The organism is Paenibacillus sp. FSL H8-0259 (assembly GCF_037963255.1).
Classification (GTDB): Bacteria; Bacillota; Bacilli; order Paenibacillales; family Paenibacillaceae; genus Paenibacillus_AQ; species Paenibacillus_AQ phytohabitans.
Window position 1 is genome coordinate 2,810,491 of sequence record NZ_CP150147.1, and the last position, 17,951, is coordinate 2,828,441.

At 53.6% G+C, this 17,951-nt stretch carries 14 protein-coding genes; 8 read left to right on the plus strand and 6 right to left on the minus strand.

The genetic code is table 11. The features are described from left to right. The first annotated feature begins 34 nt into the window (after positions 1-34). A complete protein-coding gene (locus NSU01_RS11730; RefSeq protein WP_179093517.1) occupies positions 35-1,813 on the plus strand; it encodes a sugar-binding domain-containing protein in 1,779 nt (592 codons plus the stop codon). 491 nt (positions 1,814-2,304) lie between these two features. Here the strand turns inward: NSU01_RS11730 and NSU01_RS11735 are convergent, their stop codons facing one another. Further along, entirely contained in the window at positions 2,305-3,585 is a 1,281-nt protein-coding gene (locus tag NSU01_RS11735; protein ID WP_339303135.1) for a histidine--tRNA ligase, read from the minus strand. Between the two features lie 287 nt (positions 3,586-3,872). On the opposite strand from NSU01_RS11735, the gene NSU01_RS11740 reads away from it, so the two are divergent. The 3 genes from NSU01_RS11740 to NSU01_RS11750 all read left to right on the plus strand — a co-directional run bounded on the left by NSU01_RS11740 (position 3,873) and on the right by NSU01_RS11750 (position 7,854). Then, entirely contained in the window at positions 3,873-4,526 is a 654-nt protein-coding gene (locus NSU01_RS11740; RefSeq protein WP_076244154.1) for an HD domain-containing protein, read from the plus strand. Between the two features lie 90 nt (positions 4,527-4,616). Next, positions 4,617-6,068 carry a DEAD/DEAH box helicase gene (locus tag NSU01_RS11745; protein ID WP_076244156.1) on the plus strand — a complete coding sequence of 484 codons (1,452 nt, stop codon included), beginning with the start codon at positions 4,617-4,619 and terminating at the stop codon, positions 6,066-6,068. Positions 6,069-6,624: 556 nt separating this feature from the next. Then, positions 6,625-7,854, plus strand: a complete 1,230-nt coding sequence (locus NSU01_RS11750; RefSeq protein ID WP_076244160.1) for a M20 family metallopeptidase — start codon at positions 6,625-6,627, stop codon at positions 7,852-7,854. A 96-nt stretch (positions 7,855-7,950) separates the two neighbouring features. On the opposite strand, the gene NSU01_RS11755 is transcribed toward NSU01_RS11750, so the two are convergent. Together NSU01_RS11755 and NSU01_RS11760 are read right to left on the minus strand one after the other, a co-directional pair. Further along, positions 7,951-8,655, minus strand: a complete 705-nt coding sequence (locus NSU01_RS11755; RefSeq protein ID WP_144026084.1) for a hypothetical protein — start codon at positions 8,653-8,655, stop codon at positions 7,951-7,953. 150 nt (positions 8,656-8,805) lie between these two features. Continuing rightward, the gene (locus NSU01_RS11760; protein ID WP_076244164.1) at positions 8,806-10,521 is read right to left on the minus strand and encodes an ABC transporter ATP-binding protein; all 1,716 of its coding nucleotides are present in this window, start codon (positions 10,519-10,521) and stop codon (positions 8,806-8,808) included. Between the two features lie 220 nt (positions 10,522-10,741). Here NSU01_RS11760 and NSU01_RS11765 point away from each other — a divergent pair, with 220 nt between their 5' ends. The 4 genes from NSU01_RS11765 to NSU01_RS11780 all read left to right on the plus strand — a co-directional run bounded on the left by NSU01_RS11765 (position 10,742) and on the right by NSU01_RS11780 (position 15,455). Beyond that, positions 10,742-10,846: a YjcZ family sporulation protein gene (locus NSU01_RS11765; protein ID WP_216626667.1), complete on the plus strand. Its 105-nt coding sequence runs from the start codon at positions 10,742-10,744 to the stop codon at positions 10,844-10,846. A 240-nt stretch (positions 10,847-11,086) separates the two neighbouring features. Continuing rightward, positions 11,087-12,319: an MFS transporter gene (locus tag NSU01_RS11770; protein ID WP_076244166.1), complete on the plus strand. Its 1,233-nt coding sequence runs from the start codon at positions 11,087-11,089 to the stop codon at positions 12,317-12,319. A gap of 401 nt (positions 12,320-12,720) precedes the next feature. Next, positions 12,721-13,743, plus strand: coding sequence for an ABC transporter substrate-binding protein (locus NSU01_RS11775; RefSeq protein WP_076244168.1), 1,023 nt, complete (start codon positions 12,721-12,723; stop codon positions 13,741-13,743). Between the two features lie 110 nt (positions 13,744-13,853). After that, positions 13,854-15,455: a helix-turn-helix domain-containing protein gene (locus NSU01_RS11780; protein ID WP_076244170.1), complete on the plus strand. Its 1,602-nt coding sequence runs from the start codon at positions 13,854-13,856 to the stop codon at positions 15,453-15,455. A gap of 7 nt (positions 15,456-15,462) precedes the next feature. Here the strand turns inward: NSU01_RS11780 and NSU01_RS11785 are convergent, their stop codons facing one another. Genes NSU01_RS11785 through NSU01_RS11795 form a run of 3 tightly spaced genes read right to left on the minus strand, consistent with a single transcriptional unit; the run spans position 15,463 to position 17,806 of the window. Beyond that, the gene (locus NSU01_RS11785; protein WP_083705519.1) at positions 15,463-16,713 is read right to left on the minus strand and encodes an MFS transporter; all 1,251 of its coding nucleotides are present in this window, start codon (positions 16,711-16,713) and stop codon (positions 15,463-15,465) included. Beyond that, positions 16,710-17,342 (minus strand): LysE family transporter, encoded by a 633-nt coding sequence (locus NSU01_RS11790; protein WP_042135638.1) that lies wholly within the window; start codon positions 17,340-17,342, stop codon positions 16,710-16,712. The genes NSU01_RS11785 and NSU01_RS11790 overlap by 4 nt, the downstream gene beginning before the upstream one ends. Beyond that, positions 17,339-17,806 (minus strand): Lrp/AsnC family transcriptional regulator, encoded by a 468-nt coding sequence (locus tag NSU01_RS11795; protein ID WP_042135639.1) that lies wholly within the window; start codon positions 17,804-17,806, stop codon positions 17,339-17,341. Before NSU01_RS11795 ends, NSU01_RS11790 begins: the two co-directional genes overlap by 4 nt. Positions 17,807-17,951 lie beyond the last annotated feature (145 nt).

Consider the following 17,951-nt stretch of genomic DNA (forward strand, 5'->3'; position numbering starts at 1 on the left):
AATTTAATCACACGGGAAACTGGAGGATGAAATAATGACAAATCAGCAACGTGCGGAATATCCGCGTCCGCAATTTGTACGCGACAATTGGGTGAATTTGAACGGGGAGTGGGAGTTTGCTTTTGACGATGACAATGTAGGCAGCCGGGAACAGTGGCATCTGGGAAATAAACCGTTGGCTCAGCGGATACAGCTTCCATTTGCTTTTCAGAGCAGCCTGAGCGGGATCGGCGATCCCGGATTTCATGATATCGTCTGGTACCGGCGGGAGCTGGAGATTCCGGAGGCTTTTGCAGGTAAGGAGATTCTGCTGCATTTCGGTGCTGTCGATTATGAGGCCTCCGTCTGGGTCAACGGAATACTGGTGGCGAAGCATGAGGGCGGGCATACGCCGTTCCATACCGGGATCAGCGCCGCACTCGCGCCTGTGGGTCAGCCTAACATTCTGGTGGTCAAAGCTGTGGATTACAGCAAGGACGTAACTCTGCCCCGGGGCAAGCAATATTGGAAGAGCGATTCAGCCAGCATTTTCTATACCCGCACAACGGGTATCTGGCAGACCGTGTGGATGGAGGCGGTATCCTCCGTCTATCTCGGCAAGGTGAAGCTGACGCCGGATATTGACCACAAAAGTATCGAAATCCGCTCCTTCATTAAAGGTGCGCTGACCAGTAATGGAGAGCTGAACAGTGATTCCCTGAAACTTCAGGTGGAGATCACGTTTGAAGGCCAGCCGATTTCAAGTGATATGTACTCTGTGCGCAACCCGGAAGAGTCCCGGAGCATTACCCTCAGTGATTTCAATGACCATGGGCACGGGCACTGGTGGTCGCCGGAGCAGCCGAATCTCTATGATGTCACTTTTACCCTGCTGGATGGCGGGAAGGTGCTGGATCTGGTAACCAGTTATTTCGGTATGCGCAAAATCTCGGTCGAAAGCGGCAGACTCTGCCTCAACAACCGCCCTTATTTCATGAAGCTGGTGCTGGATCAGGGGTATTTTCCGGACGGCAACCTGACACCGCCCAGCGATGAGGCGATCCGCCGGGATGTCGAGCTGACCAAGGAGATGGGCTTCAACGGTGCGCGCAAGCACCAGAAGCTGGAGGACCCGCGTTACCTGTACTGGTGTGACAAGCTGGGTCTGCTCGTCTGGGGCGAAGCGGCCAATGCCTATGAATACTCGGAAGAGTATGTCCGCCGCTTCACCCAGGAATGGCAGGAGAGCATCGAACGGGATTACAACCATCCTTCCATTGTAGTCTGGGTTCCGCTCAACGAGAGCTGGGGCGTGCCGAACATCGCCGCCGACAAACAGCAGCAGCAGCATGCCCAGGCGATGTACCATTTGACCAAGTCGCTGGACGGGATGCGGCCGGTTGTCTCCAATGACGGCTGGGAGCTGGTCGCCACAGACCTGTTCAACATCCACGATTACGAGTGGCGGCGCGAGGTGCTTGAGCAGCGCTATTCCTCCGTGGAGCTGGCCGTCAGCGGCCTGCCGGGTAACCGCAAGTTGGCGGTAGAAGGCTTCCCGTATGCGGACCAGCCGATTCTCATCACAGAATTCGGCGGTGTCGCCTACAAAAAAAGCGACTGGGACGGCTGGGGCTACTCCGGCGCAGAGAACGACGAAGACTTCGCCGCGCGTCTGCGGGCGGTGATACAGCCGCTGCTGTTGTCCGGGGTGGTGCAGGGCTACTGCTACACCCAGCTTACGGATGTGGAACAGGAGATAAACGGCCTGCTGACGTATGACCGCGTACCGAAGCTGCCGCTGGAGCTGATCCGGGCGATTAATGAGGGGAAATAGGCGTAGGAATAGTTAGGCGAAGCTCATGCTGTTAAGTCCAGGCTATAGAAAAGCTGCCTTCCGGTACGGAAATCGTACGGAGGCAGCTTTTTAACTTTTTTAGCACGGAGCTATGAGAAATCCTGCACTAAATACAACAATCGGTGCTTTTTAAATCCCGTTTAGGGAATTGTTGTACGAAATACAACAATCGGCGCCCGGGATGCGCCAATCTGAAGATAATCTTGCAAAAAGTACAACAATTTGTGAACGCAGCCGCCAACTGAGCGGAAATCCTGCAAAAAGTACAACATTTTTCGGCTCGGCGCACCCGGCTGACGGAAATCTTGCACAATTACAACAATGAGTTGTCCCAGAGGTCGAGCTTATAGCAACCTGCAAAACGTACAACTATCAGCCGCCGGCATCTGTATTCAGATACTGGTGAGTGGAGCGTATGCAAACTTGTCTGTCTGACAGTGAATTTGGACCTGGAGCAGACTCAACAAGCTTTACCCGGCAATCAACTGAGCCGCCTCCCCCACCGTAACCAATCTCTCGCTCCCCAGCGTCATATCCTTGAGCCGCAGCTTGCCCTCAGCCGCCTCGCTCTCACCAACCATAATCACATACCGTATACCTTTAGAACTCGCTGTGGCCAACGTTTTTTTGAGCTTGCGCGAGCCGGTGTCTACACCTGTGCGGATGCCGGCGGTCCGGAGCGCAGCGGCGGCAACCAGAGCCTCCGGCAGATATCCGCCGATCGGAATGATCAGGACCCCGGAACGGGTCGCCGTATCCGCCGGACGTTCGCCCAGCAGGGCCATGATCGACTCCATCCCGAAGGAGATCCCGACTGTCGGGTACTCGATATCATCACGCCCGACTAGCTTCCCGATGATCGCATCATATCTGCCGCCGCCGCCCAGGCTTGAGGTATAGCTGCCGGATGCGTCGAAAATTTCATAGACGGTCCCGGTATAGAACGAGAGGCCGCGCGAGAGAAAAGGATCGAAGACGCACACTGTGCCAAGGCCAATCGCATCAATTAGCTGTTGCAGCGCGAGTACTTCAAGCGCGCCGGGCTGGCCTTCAAGCTTATACTTCTCCACCAGCTGCCCGAACCCCGGGTTATCCAGCTCCAGCAGCTCCGAAATCAGCCGAACCGTGTCCGCAGTCAGCTGCTTGTCCGTCAGCTCTGCCAGCACCCCGCCGCTGCCGATCTTGGCCAGCTTGTCGAGGGTCAGCATCACGGACAGCTGCTCCTCCGCCGGAACGCCGACCGCGCCCAGAATCTCGCCCAGGAACCGGCGGTTGTTCCACATCAGAACCACCGGAATATCCAGTCTGCGGAAGACCTCCGCTGCCAGCTGCATTAGCTCCGCTTCAGCCTGCGGGCCTGCAATGCCGACGACGTCCGCGTCACATTGCAGGAATTCTCGCAGGCGGCCTTTTTTGACCGGCCCATCGCGGAACACCTTGCCGATCTCATAACGCCGGTATGGGAACTCGATTCCCGGATTCATGGCAATCACCTTGGCAAAAGGGATCGTCAGATCGTACCGCAGCCCCAGCCTGCGCCCGCCCTGATCGGCCAGCTGGTACATCTCGCGGAGAATTTCGTCGCCCCCGGCATATTTGGAGGTCAGCAGCTCCAGCTCGTTCAGCAGCGTGGTATCCATCGACTCGAAGCCGTACAGCTCGAACAGCTCCTGGAGTGTGGTCCGGACATTCTGGCGGATGGCCTGTTCGCGGCCGAAATAATCATAAGTTCCTTTAATATTTTGCATCATTAGCAGCTCCCTTGTTATTGAATTCCGGTAAAATAAAAAACGCGCCGGACCCCGTGGTCCCGCGCGCTTCGGTATGCCGCAGGGAGGTCAAACGCGAAATGCGTTAGCCCTCCCTGAATGAATTCAGGTGTGTGCTAACGCTGCTTGTGATGATGAAGTTGATTCGGTATGATGGACAGGCAGTTCATGTGAATCAATTCCCTTCAGCTTTTAATTACTGCACATTATAGCGGATCAGGGACAGCTGTGCAACACCATATCCCTATTTTTACAAAGGAGCAATCATAATGAATCATACAGAGCTTATCACAGAAGCAGAGAACTTCGCCAAGGAGCAACTGGGCCAGGATACCACCGGCCATGACTGGTTTCACACTAACCGCGTGCGCAATACAGCGGCGCTGATCGCAGGGATGGAAGGGGCCAACGTGGTGATCTGCACAATCGCCGCGCTGCTGCATGATGTGGCCGACGAGAAGCTGAATCCCTCCAAAGAAGCAGGACTGCTCAAAGTACATACTTGGCTGGCCGCACATCTCCCGGATGAAGCTGCAAACAAGCAGATTATGGAGATCATCGGGACGATGTCGTTCAGCGGCGGCGGTGGCGCACCGATGTCTACGCTGGAAGGACAAGTGGTGCAGGATGCGGACCGTCTGGATGCGCTGGGGGCGATCGGGATTACGCGTACAATGGTCTTTTCAGGAGCGAAGGGCCGTCCGGTCTATGATCCGGAAATTCCGCCAAGGGACGACTCGCTGAAAGAGGAATACCGCAACTATTCCAAGGGAACGGCGGTCAATCATTTTTATGAGAAGCTGCTTAAGCTGAAGGACCTCATGAACACCTCTTACGGCAAACAGCTGGCGGAGGAGCGGCATCAGTTTATGCTGATTTTTTTGGAGCAATTTCATAAGGAATGGAATCAAGGGGCAGAGTAGGTGTTATAATGGAATAATGCGCAAGATGGATGGAACGCGGGAAACCCCGCTTGAACCGGAACAATCGGCATAGAAGAGGTTGGATACAATATGAGTGAAGTACAAGTACAGTTTAGTGATTATGGTTTGAATGAAGAGCTTATCCGCGCGCTGGAGGTTCTGAAGTACGTAGACCCCACCGAGGTGCAGCGGAAGGTCATTCCGGTAGCGCTGAAGGCGCAGGATCTGATCGTGAAGTCACAGACGGGCAGCGGCAAAACCGCAGCCTTCGCCATCCCGCTCTGTGAGCTGGTCGATTGGAATGAGAACAAACCCCAGGCACTGGTGCTGACCCCAACCCGGGAGCTGGCCCAGCAGGTGCGTGAGGATATTACGAATATCGGGCGCTTCAAGCGGATTAAGGCGGTAGCGCTGTTCGGCAAGCAGCCTTTTGCCCCGCAGAAGATCGAGCTGACTCAGAAGACGCATGTGGTCGTTGGCACGCCGGGCCGTGTGTTCGACCATATCGACCGCGGAACGCTGAATCTTAGCCGGATTAAATATCTGGTGATTGATGAGGCGGACGAAATGCTCAGCATGGGCTTCATTGAGCAGATTGAGAAGATTATCAAGCAGCTGCCGAAGGAACGTGTAACGATGCTGTTCTCGGCGACGCTGCCGGAAGTGATTAAGAATCTGTGCCGTAAGTACATGACGGAGCCGGTGGATATCGAGATCGAAGCCAGCGGAATTACGACGGCGTCGATTGAGCATGCGCTGATTGAAGTGAGACAAGCTGCCAAGTTTGGACTGCTGAGCGACCTGCTGACAGTGGAGAATCCGGATAGCTGTATTATTTTTTGCCGCACCCAGGAGCAGGTGAATGCCCTCTTCCGCGGGATGGCGGATCTGGAATATCCGGTGGACAAAATCCACGGCGGCATGGAGCAGGACGAGCGTTTTGAGGTCATGAATGCTTTTAAGCGGGGCCAGTTCCGTTATCTGATCGCCACCGACGTTGCAGCCAGAGGGATTGATATCGAGAACATCACCCATGTCATTAACTACGATATCCCGCTGGAAAAAGAGAGCTACGTCCACCGCACCGGCCGGACCGCCCGCGCAGGCAAAAGCGGTAAAGCGATCACCTTCGTTACGCCGAATGAGCACAAATGGGTCAAGGAAATCGAAGGCTACATCGGCTTCACCCTGCCGGAGATGAAAGCTCCTTCGGATGATGCCGTGGCCTATGCCAAACCGGCCTTCGATCTGAAGCTGGGCAAGCAGCAGGTCCGCAAAGCCGGCAAAACCGAGGTCATGAACCAGGACATCATGAAGCTCTACTTCAACGGCGGCAAGAAAAAGAAGCTCCGCGCGGTCGATTTCGTCGGCACTATCGCCAAGCTTGAGGGCATCACGGCTGCGGACATCGGAATCATCACGATCCAGGACAACGTAACCTACGTCGATATTCTGAACGGCAAGGGATCGCTTGTGCTGCAGGCGATGAAGGAGACAACCGTGAAGGGCAAGCTGCTGAAGTGCCATATCGCCAAAAAATAAGCCGTTTCAAAGAGCTGTCACACCAATTGTTATACGGGGTGGCGGCTTTTTTGCGATGTATGAGAGCCTGCGAACAAATGTATGTGAAAAACCGAATACAATGTGCCACGAATGGAGCAAACGGGCCAAATGTATGCGGAAAACCGAATACAATGTGCCGCGAATGGAGTAGATGAGCCAAATGTATGCGAAAAACCGAGTACAATGTGTCACGAATGGAGTAAGCAGACCGAATGTATGCGAAAAACCGAATACAATATGCCTTCGATAGCTGGGGAAGCCGATCATCCGGGAAATGTTGGAGGGGAAGAAGCTGATACGTTTAGCGGCGCCAAGGTTTTGTCCTGAGTGATACGTATGCTCCAGGACAACGTGACTTTTGCGGCTGCAAAAATCACGGAGATCACGTAGATTTCAACATAAGTTATTTGCACGATCTGGATGGGCGTGCTGTAAACTTGGCCGAAACGAGGATGAACTGGACTGAGTTGAACTAAATTAAACTAAATTAAACTAAATTGAACTGAAACTACCTAACCAAGGAGGATGTTGAACTATGATCAATGTGAGAAGCCGCGAGTTTGCCGTGCCTCTTCTGCAACGTCTGATCCAGGTGGATACCTGTAATCCCCCCGGCAATGAGCACAGGCTGTCTCTGCTGCTGCAGGAGGTGTTGCGGGAGCTGGGCATATCCAGCAGCATTACGATTGTGGAGCAGGGACGGAGCAACCTGGAGGCGGTGATTGCCGGCTCCGGCAACCGGAAGCTGATGTTCTGCGGCCATCTTGATACGGTCAGTCCGTGGAGCGCAGCAGCAGGCAGCTATCCCCCGCATGGCGCGGTGATTGAGGGGGACCGGATGTATGGCCGGGGCACCTCGGATATGAAAAGCGGCCTGGCCGCCATGCTGCTCGCCGCAGCTTCCCTGCAACAGGACGGCATCCGGCTGGCCGGTGATCTGCTCATCCTGGCGACAGCCGGGGAAGAGGTGGACAGCTGCGGCGCACGGCTATATGCCGAGCAGCACAGGCACGACCTGCCGGAGCTGGACGGCCTCGTCATCGGCGAGCCGACATGCAGCCGGGTGGCGGTCGGCCACAAAGGCGCCCTCTGGCTGCGCATTTCCCTCTTCGGGCGCAGCGCCCACGGCTCCATGCCGCAGCTTGGACTCAATGCGGTGGAGGGCATGATGGAGGTAATCGCGCTGCTGCACCGCCATGCTCTGGAGTGGCAGGCCACAGATCCGGTTCTTGGTTCAAGCAGCCTGTCCGTGAACAAGATTACCGGTGGTGTACAGACCAATGTGGTCCCGGATTCCTGCACCATCGATGTGGATATCCGCACCGTTCCGCCGCTGGAGCATGGTCCGCTGCTGCGGGAGATTGAGGACAAGCTGCAGGAGATTCAGCAGTTTCATCCGGACTACCGTTATCAGGTAGAGCAGCTGTTGGACCGCAGTGTGGTCTATACTGATCCCGGCCAGCGTTTGATTACTACGGCTTTGGAAATTGCTGCGCAGCAGAGGCGGCAGGGCCAAGCGGGAGGCCCTGCTGAAAAAGCAGAAGGTGATGCGGCAAGAGACGTAACTCCAATTCAAGGCGTACCCTATTACACGGACGGCTCCGTGCTGCATGATAACGGCAGGCTTCCGGTGTTGATCTACGGACCGGGCGACCACCGCCTTGCCCACCAGCCGGATGAGTGGGTGGATATTGAGGCTTACCTGGAATCAATCGACTTTTATAGAGAGCTGGCGATCCGTTTTCTGGGCAGGACTGATGATTAGAACACTTAACGCTGATGAGCAGATGCCAATCTTAAACGAACAAACTGGGGCATAGGTAACCTTGCAGTTTGGTTGATTGTACTTTATAGGCCGTTTCTAAGGTTGTAATAAACTTCGGATTTCGTCGCCGACAATTCTGGTATCCCAAGGCGAAAAGAACACATTCACACCGTCATCAACAAGAGAAAAGGAGAAGGCAAACGGCCCGCCGGTATATAGGACTACCTGATAATATTCCGGATCACCGTCCTTATTCTGAGGGCTGTAATTTTGCGTGTTTTTTCCGCTTTCCAGCAAGTGAATGAAGCGCTTGGTTTCATCATCGGTTAGAGTTTTGTAAGGCTTCACATCATCCTGATGATATAGTTCAACCCGCTCTATATTGTGTTTAATGACGTCGTTATATCGCTGCTGCAGGTTATTGGAGTAATCATCCTCCACATATAAGCGGTATCCGCCGATGCGTGTTTCATCTTTAGCGGCAATAACTTCGTCTGTCTTAAAGCCTTCAATGCGGTATAGCTTAGTTCCTTTTTCCAAAAAGGCAGCATCGCCATCCTTCGTCTGGTAATGAGGATTAGTAACGACATCCGCGACTTTAAAGTCCACTTTACCAACAGTCTCAGTGGTGACTTGATCCGGATTCTTAATCACGTTTTCCCAAGATCCGGTGTAGGAATGTCCATTCAACTTTAGGAAATCCACCCAATCAATTGCAGAGCCGCCCTTAATCCGAGTACTACTCGAGCAGCCGCATAGGACTATAACAGCCGTTAGCAATATGAGTATTTTTATTTTCATCCTAAGACCCCCGCCTTTCTTCAGTTGCATTACATATACTAATTGACGAAACTGTTCACGGGAGGTTGCGGGAATGAGGCCCGTGAACGAAAAAAACCTTGCGAAGTGCAGCACGCAGGCCGCATCTCGCAAGGTTTTTAATGTGTACTCCTAAGCATTATACTGCGCCTGATACAGGCGGCTATAAGTGCCTCCGGCGCCCACCAGATCCTCATGGCGGCCTTCCTCAGAGATGCCGTCCTCGCTGACCACGATAATCCGGTCGGCATTCTTGATCGTTGTCAGGCGGTGGGCGATGACAAGGGTTGTGCGGCCCACGGACAGGTCAGCCAGCGACTGCTGAATCGCCGCTTCGGTCTCGGTGTCGAGGGCCGAGGTGGCTTCGTCCAGAATCAGAATCGGCGGATTCTTGAGGAACATGCGGGCGATCGCCAGGCGCTGCTTCTGTCCGCCGGACAGCTTGACGCCGCGTTCCCCGATAACGGTATCCATCCCGTTCGGCAGGCTGTTGATCAGCTCTTCCAGGTGAGCCTGACGTGCGGCCTGCCAGATCTCCGGCAGCTCTGCATCCAGCTTACCGTAAGCGATATTCTCACGGATCGTGCCGGAGAAGAGGAACACATCCTGCTGCACGATCCCGATCTGCTTCCGCAGCGAGGTGAGCTTCATATCGCGGATATCGATCCCATCGATGGAGATGGCTCCGCCGGTCACATCATAGAAGCGGGGAAGCAGGCTGCAGATCGTTGTTTTACCGGCGCCGGATGGTCCGACGAAGGCAATGGTTTCACCGGCGTTTACGTTCAGGCTAATATCCGCCAGAACCGTACGGTCCGCTTCATAGCTGAAGCTGACATTGCTGAAGCTGATATCCCCGCGGAGTGAGCCTACTTCTACAGCATCCGGCTTGTCCGCGATATCGGGCTCGGTATCAATGACTTCAAGATAACGCTTGAACCCGGCAATCCCCTTCGGATAGCTCTCGATGACGGAGTTGATTTTCTCAATCGGGCGGAAGAAGACGTTAGCCAGCAGGATGAAAGCGACGAATTCCCCGATCTCAAGCTCTCCCTGAATGAAGAACCAGGCGCCGCAGACCATTACTACAATGGTAATCAGACGGGTCATCATATAGCTGACCGAGGAGCTTTTGGCCATCAGCTTATAAGCCATCAGCTTGGTCTGGCGGAACTTCTGGTTGTCCACAGCGAACAGCTCTTTCTCATATTCCTCATTTGCAAAAGACTGAACCACACGAATCCCGCCGACATTGTCCTCGATCCGGGCATTAAAGTTACCCACATTGCCGAACAGACGATGGTAAGTTTCCGTCATATTGCGGCCGAAATGGATGATGACCCAGGCCATAACCGGCACGATGATGAAGGTGATCACAGCCAGCTGGAGATTGATATCCGCCATCAGAATAAATGCACCGATCAGTGTCATGACAGCGATGAACACATCCTCCGGCCCGTGATGGGCCACTTCGCCGATATCGTTCAGGTCATTGGTAATTCTGCCGAGCAGATGACCTGTTTTGTTATTATCGAAGAAGCGGAAGGACAGCTTCTGGATATGATCGAACATTTTTTTGCGCATATTGGTCTCAATGTTAATGCCCAGCATGTGCCCCCAGTAAGTGACAACATAGTTCATTGCCGTATTCAGCGCGTAAATTCCGAGCAAGACCACACAGGCAATCAGAATCAGCGGCCAGTCCTGACCCGGCAGCAGATCATCAATGAATTTATTGACCGCTACGGGAAAAGCAAGCTCCAGCAGACCGGCACCTACCGCACAGGTGAAGTCGAGGATAAACAGCTTCTTATAAGGACGGTAATAGGAGAAAAAACGACGCAGCATCTCTTGTTCACTCTTTTCTGTAGTGTGTTATGTATCTGGTTATTGAGATTGATTCTCAAGTGAACCTTATTCTTAGGATACTAAAGAGGGTTACATGATTTGTCAACGGTAAGATGTTTAAAATTACATGTAATTCATCTGATTTATTGCCGGTTCACCCAGTCGCGAATGGCTTTTTCCACATAGTTTAACTGTATTCAAGTATAAAGGAGGAGTTAACATGAGCGAAAATGTTGGGGGATACGGCGGAGTATTCACTTCCACTGGCGCGATTCTGGTTCTGTTCATCCTGCTCGTAATCATTACTAAATCCTTCTGGATTTAATTAAGCCTCACTTATGTGTGCCGCCGCCGGTCCCCGGAGACCGGCGGTTTTTCCTGCTGCGGATGATGTTCAGACGTATTGTCAACCCTCGGAACTAACTTAAATTTGTGCAGCCTCCAGCGTAAAGAGATATAATGGCGACATGTGCCATGGATCTGAAAGTCTACTACATACAGCAGCTTTATTCCCTGACAAGCCCCCGGCTTGACGGGTGTTTTGCTGCGGCCTTGGAGGAACAACATGAAATTCAGCCGTCAAAAAAGCAACATAGCGGAGCCAGGTTTGCCCGCGCATGATTCAAATACCGCCAGCCGGTGGATGCTCATCACCGGCATAATTTGTGTCGCTGCTGCGCTGCGCGCCCCGTTCACTTCAGTCGGACCTCTCCTGGAGACAATCCGGGATGACCTGGGATTGTCTAATACCCTGGCCGGAGCGATCACGACCTTGCCGCTACTGGCCTTTGCGCTACTATCTCCATTCGCTCCACAGCTAGCCCGCAAAGTGGGACTTGCCAATATCCTGATGCTGGCTATGCTTACGCTGTCTATGGGAATACTCGTCCGTTCGGCTTCCGGAACCGTCACCTTGTTTGCGGGTACGGCAATGATTGGCCTGTCCATTGCCGTCTGCAATGTGCTGCTGCCGGGACTGATCAAGGGGAAATTCCCGCACCGCATCGGCCTGATGACCGGAATCTACACGGTCTCGATGAATATATGTGCAGCTGCTGCTTCAGGAATCAGTGTTCCTTTGGCCTCCCATGCGGGGCTTGGATGGAGGGGAACCCTGGCTTTGTGGTTTATCATCTCTGCGCTGGCTACACTGCTCTGGATTCCGCAGATGAAGAGCCTTAGCCCAAGCGGTACAGGCGCCGTGCGGTCTTCGGCTGTGCGCGTATGGCGCTCCCCGCTCGCCTGGCAGGTTACATTGTTCATGGGGCTGCAGTCGTTGCTCTACTATGTCCTGATCGCCTGGTTTTCGGTTATTCTCGGGGAGCGGGGAATGTCCTCCAGCCACGCGGGGTGGATTCTCTCACTGATGCAGCTGGCACAGCTGCCGTTTACATTCTTTGTACCGCTCTGGGCCGGACGGATGAAGAACCAGCGTCTGCTGGTAGTTATTACTTCTATCCTGTTTATCATTGGCATCCTTGGAATCTGGCTGGGCAGCACGGAGCTGATGGCGGTATGGGCGGTATGCATCGGAATCGGCGGGGGATTTGCTTTTGGACTGGCGATGATGTTCTTCAGCCTGCGCACCCGGACTACGCAGGAAGCCAGTGAGCTGTCGGGCATGGCCCAGTCGGCCGGTTATCTGCTGGCCGCGATGGGACCGGCACTGTTCGGTCTGCTGCATGATGCTACGAACAGCTGGAACACACCGCTGGCACTGCTGGCGGCAGCAAGCGTGCTCTTGTTCGCGGCAGGAATGGGGGCCGGACGCGACAGATACGTGGGTGACAGGGGATAGCGGATTATAATGAACACGGATATATTTATTATTTTCATGGATTACCTCACACATTCCATTTACAAACGGATGGTATATTAAGGATATCCTCAGCTTGTATGTGCTATATATGTTTATGAACTATGGACTCCGCCGCTTGCTGGCGGGGTCAATTTTTTTAATAACTACAAGAATTTATATGTTTCACAGGATCACTTATCCTTCTATTTCTCACTGAAACGGTACCGTCCATACACAAGGGCGGCAATGTCGTTCCCGCTTACAGCTAAATTCAATACGCTTAGTTTGTATAAGATTTTGGCAGAGAAAGTGCATTGAAAGCTGATCAGGACATGCTACTATTGTCATTAAGATTACATGAGAATGATAATCAATGAAAACAGACATAGGAGTGAAGAGAAATGACAAACCGGGGCCGGAAGTTTATCTGGACAATCGTACTTATGCTGGCAATGTCCGCTTTGGCGGCTTGCGGGACTGCTAACAAGGCTGCGGAGGGCAACGCTGTCCAACCAGGGAATACAGCGGAAGAGGCAGCAGCAGCCAGTGCAACTCCTACAGAGAGCAGCAATAATGCCTCAGAAGAAGGAGCGACCCGTACGATTACCGGAGAATTCGGAGATGTAGAAATTCCCGTAAATCCTAAGCGGGTGGCGGGGATCTATGTAGAAGATTATCTGAAGGCACTAGGCGTTACTCCAGTGGTGCAGTGGTATCATCCAAGCTGGGGCAAGCAGGATTATCTGAATCTGGATGTGCCTGAATTCGATATTAGCGGCAGTATGGAAGCGTTGCTCGACAAAAATCCCGATCTGATTATTACCGATGGCGGTGCAGATGCCGCTAAGTATGAACAATATTCCATGGTGGCGCCAACCTACCGTCTGCCGGAGAGCGTGCTGCAGGATTCAAGGCTAATGCTCACAGCGATTGCCGATGCGCTGGGTATTCCGGAGAAGGGTGAGGCTGTGCTTGCTGAGTATGACCAGAAGGTAGCCGATGGTAAAGCCAAGCTGCAGCAGGCTCTGGGACAGGAAAAGGTAGCTGTAATCCGGCTTAATGTCGCGGACAAAACCTTTGCTCTTTTTGGAGTTAAAAACCGCTTTACCGGTGTGCTCTATGATCAATTCGGTCTGACTCCTGTCCCGATGGCTGCTGAGATGACGGAATATCAGTCCATTATTTCCGAAGAAGTGATACCAGCGCTTGAAGCGGATCACATCATTGTATTCCCTGACAATGGGGACTGGGATACTGCGGCTAATCAGGAGGCGATCCAGATTCTCGATGGCCCTCTGTGGAAGAACCTGCCTGCGGTGAAGAACGGGAACATCTACAGAATGGAACGTTCCCACTGGCAATCCGGTGCAATCACGGCAAATACGATGAAGCTCGACGATCTGCTGAAGGTAATGGTGAAATAACATAATTTTGATGAAGCAAGTGAAAAGAAGGTCTATCAGCACAGTTGATAGATCTTCTTTTTTGTTTTACACTGAGTTGGTGATAATGATTCTCAATAAGGAGGGGTGGAATGGCGGATCTAGTACAGGAAAATACCGGAAGAAGGCTATTCTATAGCCTGATTAACATAGAAACCGTTGCCCAGTCCCCGTCTGGAAATGAACCGACAGATGTGTACAAGGAACATACATTAATTATAGTTTCGGAAGGGCAGGGCTGGCTCAAAGCGGATGACAGGCAATATCCCTTGGAGAAAGGTGCCGCATTTCTGATAGAGGCCGGATCACTAAACAGAATCCGGGCCGGAGAGCGGGGGCTGAGCTTTTACCGGATAGGCTTTGAGGTTATTCATACCGGAGACAGCAAACCTAACGGAGTGGAAAGGGAGTCTGGAGATGGCATGCTCCGGCCGGGATTCCTTAACTGCAGACCTTATTCGCAGTGTGTACTGCTGCTGGATTCCATTTATCATAGCCGCAGGAGTTCCGAGGATATTGAATGGTTTGCGGCTCAGACCCGTTTTCAGGAGCTCCTGCTGCTGCTCATGCGGGCGAATTCTCCGGCGATGAAGACCAGGGATGATCATGAGGCGGTGGAGCGTTCGATCCGCTATATGGAGGACCATTTCAATGAATCCTTATCTGTCGACCAGCTGGCTGAGCTTGCAGGGATTGGCCGTGCGCGTTATACCCAGCTTTTTAGAGAAATTACCGGTCAGATTCCCTTGGAGCACTTGAATGGACTGCGTATTGAACGGGCACAGCAGCAGCTGCTGCTGACCAGGGACCGCCTGCATGATGTTGCACTGGCTGTCGGCTACAGCAATGAGTATTATTTCAACCGCCGCTTCAAAGGAACAGTTGGAGTAACTCCAGGCCAATACAGGAACCTTCATCAGGAGGGAGTCCGCGTATTTGCCCCTTTTCTGGAGGATTATCTGCTGGCATTGGGGATTACTCCGGTGGTGCAATATTGTCATGCCCAGTGGGGGAAGCAGGAGTATCTGGGTCTTGATCAGGTTCCTGCCTTTGATATTTCGAGCGGAGACTGGCAAGAACTCTCCCGGTATATGCCTGAGCTGATTATACTGGATGACGGCTTTCAGCGCTGGCAGCTGGGGGAATGCCGCCAGGTGGCCCCGCTGCTCCGGCTTCCGTTCCATCAGGAGGACTGGCGGGCAACGCTCCGCTCCGCAGCTGCTGTCTTCGGCAGAACGGAACGGGTGCAGGAAGTTATCGGCCATTATGAGCAGCAGGCCCGGCAGGCCAAGCGGATGCTCAGCCGCAGCATCCGGGGACAGACGGTAGCGTTACTGCGGATATCCGCTTATGGAGTTGCTCTGTATGGCTGTGATGAGCTGGGATATTCAGCAAGCGTTCTGCATGAGGATCTGGGGCTCCAGCGGCATGGATTCGTCAGCAGGCTTACCCGGGGACAGAAGCGTGTGAACCTGAGCCGTGAAGAATTGTCTGAGCTGACTGCAGATCATCTGTTTATAACTTTTGACAAGCAGGAAGGTGAAAGCCGGGAGCTGCTCGATACACAGCTATGGAGAAGCCTGCCCGCTGTGCGCAACCGCTGCGTGTACGAGGTTGATTTCATGGCCTGGATGAATTATGGTGTGCTGTCCCATCAGCGTAAAATCGAGGATGTGCTGAAGGTACTGGCGTAGGCACCAGTCACAGTCTGCGGATTGGTGAAGCAACAGCAATAAGCACCTCGATCAGCTTGGCGGCGGCGGCCAGCAGAAATACTGCACCGGGGGCCAATGCACCGCTCATCCAGCCGCCGAGTAATGCACCGGCCGGCATAGCCGTGCGGGTGACGACTCTGGAGAAGCTCAGCACTCTGCCGAGCAGCTCGGGCGGAACCTGCTCCTGGCGGATGGAAGCGGACAAGACGGACCAGGAGGTGTTGCAGGCAGCAACCAGGCCGAAGCCGATTCCCGGCGCCAGCCAGGAGTCGCCAAAGCCGGCCAGCACAAATCCGCAGGTTCCGGCCAGCAGCAGCAACGGAATCAGGCGGCCGCGCCTGAAATGACGGTCAAGATATATAACCGCAAGGCTCCCGGCGACTCCTCCGGCAGCGAGCAAGGTATAAGTCATGCCCATTTGACCTGTAGTTAAATGAAGATTGGTAATCAGGTAGTAGGTCAGGGTGGCATACGCTGCACTGTAGCCGAAGTTGCCGATGGCTGCCTGTACAGAGAGGGCCAATTGGACCGGGCTGCGGATCAGCCAGAGGAAGCCCTGGGACATTTCGGCGGCAAAAGCAGGCTTGGCGCTGCGTGTCCGTGCGGGTTCCTGCGGAAGCCGATACAGAACGTAGAGAATGACCGCGAAGGAAGCGACATCCAGCCACAGGATGGAGGTAATGCTCATAAGCGAGGCCAATCCGCCAGCGATTGCCGGTCCCAGCATATCGGCCAGCTGGCCTGCGGTCTGCACTCCGGCATTCCCCCGGGTAAGATTCTTCCCGGACAGCGCCGGAATGAGGGTTACAACCGCTATATCATAACCTGTTGATACAATGGATAAGAGCAGAGAAATGACGTACAGATGCCAAATGGCGAGCAGTCCGTAATGTGCCAGTATAGGAATGAGGGCAATGAGCCCCATTCGGATCAGATCTGCGCAGAGCATCAGCCGCTTGCGATTGAACCGGTCGAGGATCACTCCGGCAAAAGGGGCGAACAGTATGACCGGCAGCACACTGACGGCAAACAGCGAGCTCATTACCAGCACAGACCCGGTCAGCCTGTAGGAGAGCAGCGGCAGACAAAAGGTGTATATGGCGTCTCCGATTCTGGAAATGAAATATCCGGCCAGGAAATGCACCAGCTGGAGCGGGCTGTGCGGCCGGGAGTGACGCTGTTGTTCTTGCGGCAAAGCAGAGGCTGGATTAGCAGAGGAACCGCGGGCGGTCTTCATAACAATTGCCCCCAATAAGTGGACAATACGGTGAAGCTGCCGTATAAGCTGAACAGAACCAGTATGATTGCGGTGCCCAGGCTCAGGAACCGGCTGAAGCTGCCGGACAGCCTGCCCCTGATAAGGGCGATTAGGCCGGATAACAGCAGCCACCAGGCGAAGGAGCCCAGAGCAATACCTGCCGGAAGAAACAGGGAGGCGCTGATTGACTGGCCCAGGGAAGCGGCAAGCGCCATGAAGGACAGAAGTGTTGCCGGATTGGCTAGTGTCAACAGGCAGGCGGAGGACAGGCTGTAGATATTTCCGTTGCGCACGGCTGCTGTTACCGGTTCTGCCTTGGCCGGACCCGGCCATATCGCCTTCAGCCCCAGGTAGCCGAGAAACAGGCTGCCTAGCAGACGAAGCGGAAGGGCGTAGGTGGTGGTGAAATCATTCACAACCCGGAAGCTGGCAACGGTCACCAGCGCATAGAAGGCGTCAGCGAGCGCTATTCCGGCGCCCGTGGCGAGACCGGCAGTGAAGCCGGACTTCAGTGTACGGTTCATGCACAGCAGAGACATCGGGCCGACAGGAGCGGCAATAATGAAGCCGAAGCTGAGACCGCTTAACATGGCCAGCCATATATTCATCGTGTGCGTTCTGCCGGGGGCAGCGGTACATGCGGAGTTTCTTTGACCGTTCCGAGGATAATCGTAGTGCGGGTCCGCACGATACCCGGCAGGCCTTTGATCTCATCGCTGATGATCCTGTCCAGATCCCTTGTTCCCCGGCAGCGCAGCTTCAGGATGTAATCATCATCCCCGGCAGTGTGATGGCATTCCTGAACCTCCGGCAGCTTCATCACGAGTTCTATGAAGCCTTGCCGGTGTTCCGGCCGCTCCAGCGATACGGCAATCAGTGCAGCCAATCCGTAACCGGCAGATTCCGCGTCGATCAGCGCCGTATATCCGGTAATGACACCTTGCTCTTCCAGCCGCCGAACCCTGTCTGCAGTGGCAGGAGAAGAAAGGCCCAGCAGTCCGGCAAGCTCGGACCAGGTGATCCTGCCGTTGTTCATTATTGCTGAGATGATCTTGTAATCTAAAGAATCCATGTTATTCCTCCTTATATTATTAATCCATATGAGGAATATACATTATAATAATAAGTATTTCAATAATATTCCATGCATATTATTTGCGGGTCATTGAGTGGATAGCAGGACTTTCATAGTGCTGTAATAATCACCAATAAATAAT

Coding starts and splice junctions, on each gene's coding strand:
- NSU01_RS11730 (WP_179093517.1), top strand. CDS start 35: ATGACAAATCAGCAACGTGCGGAATATCCGCGTCCGCAATTTGTACGC.
- NSU01_RS11735 (WP_339303135.1), bottom strand. CDS start 3,585: ATGATGCAAAATATTAAAGGAACTTATGATTATTTCGGCCGCGAACAG.
- NSU01_RS11740 (WP_076244154.1), top strand. CDS start 3,873: ATGAATCATACAGAGCTTATCACAGAAGCAGAGAACTTCGCCAAGGAG.
- NSU01_RS11745 (WP_076244156.1), top strand. CDS start 4,617: ATGAGTGAAGTACAAGTACAGTTTAGTGATTATGGTTTGAATGAAGAG.
- NSU01_RS11750 (WP_076244160.1), top strand. CDS start 6,625: ATGATCAATGTGAGAAGCCGCGAGTTTGCCGTGCCTCTTCTGCAACGT.
- NSU01_RS11755 (WP_144026084.1), bottom strand. CDS start 8,655: ATGAAAATAAAAATACTCATATTGCTAACGGCTGTTATAGTCCTATGC.
- NSU01_RS11760 (WP_076244164.1), bottom strand. CDS start 10,521: ATGCTGCGTCGTTTTTTCTCCTATTACCGTCCTTATAAGAAGCTGTTT.
- NSU01_RS11765 (WP_216626667.1), top strand. CDS start 10,742: ATGAGCGAAAATGTTGGGGGATACGGCGGAGTATTCACTTCCACTGGC.
- NSU01_RS11770 (WP_076244166.1), top strand. CDS start 11,087: ATGAAATTCAGCCGTCAAAAAAGCAACATAGCGGAGCCAGGTTTGCCC.
- NSU01_RS11775 (WP_076244168.1), top strand. CDS start 12,721: ATGACAAACCGGGGCCGGAAGTTTATCTGGACAATCGTACTTATGCTG.
- NSU01_RS11780 (WP_076244170.1), top strand. CDS start 13,854: ATGGCGGATCTAGTACAGGAAAATACCGGAAGAAGGCTATTCTATAGC.
- NSU01_RS11785 (WP_083705519.1), bottom strand. CDS start 16,713: ATGAAGACCGCCCGCGGTTCCTCTGCTAATCCAGCCTCTGCTTTGCCG.
- NSU01_RS11790 (WP_042135638.1), bottom strand. CDS start 17,342: ATGAATATATGGCTGGCCATGTTAAGCGGTCTCAGCTTCGGCTTCATT.
- NSU01_RS11795 (WP_042135639.1), bottom strand. CDS start 17,806: ATGGATTCTTTAGATTACAAGATCATCTCAGCAATAATGAACAACGGC.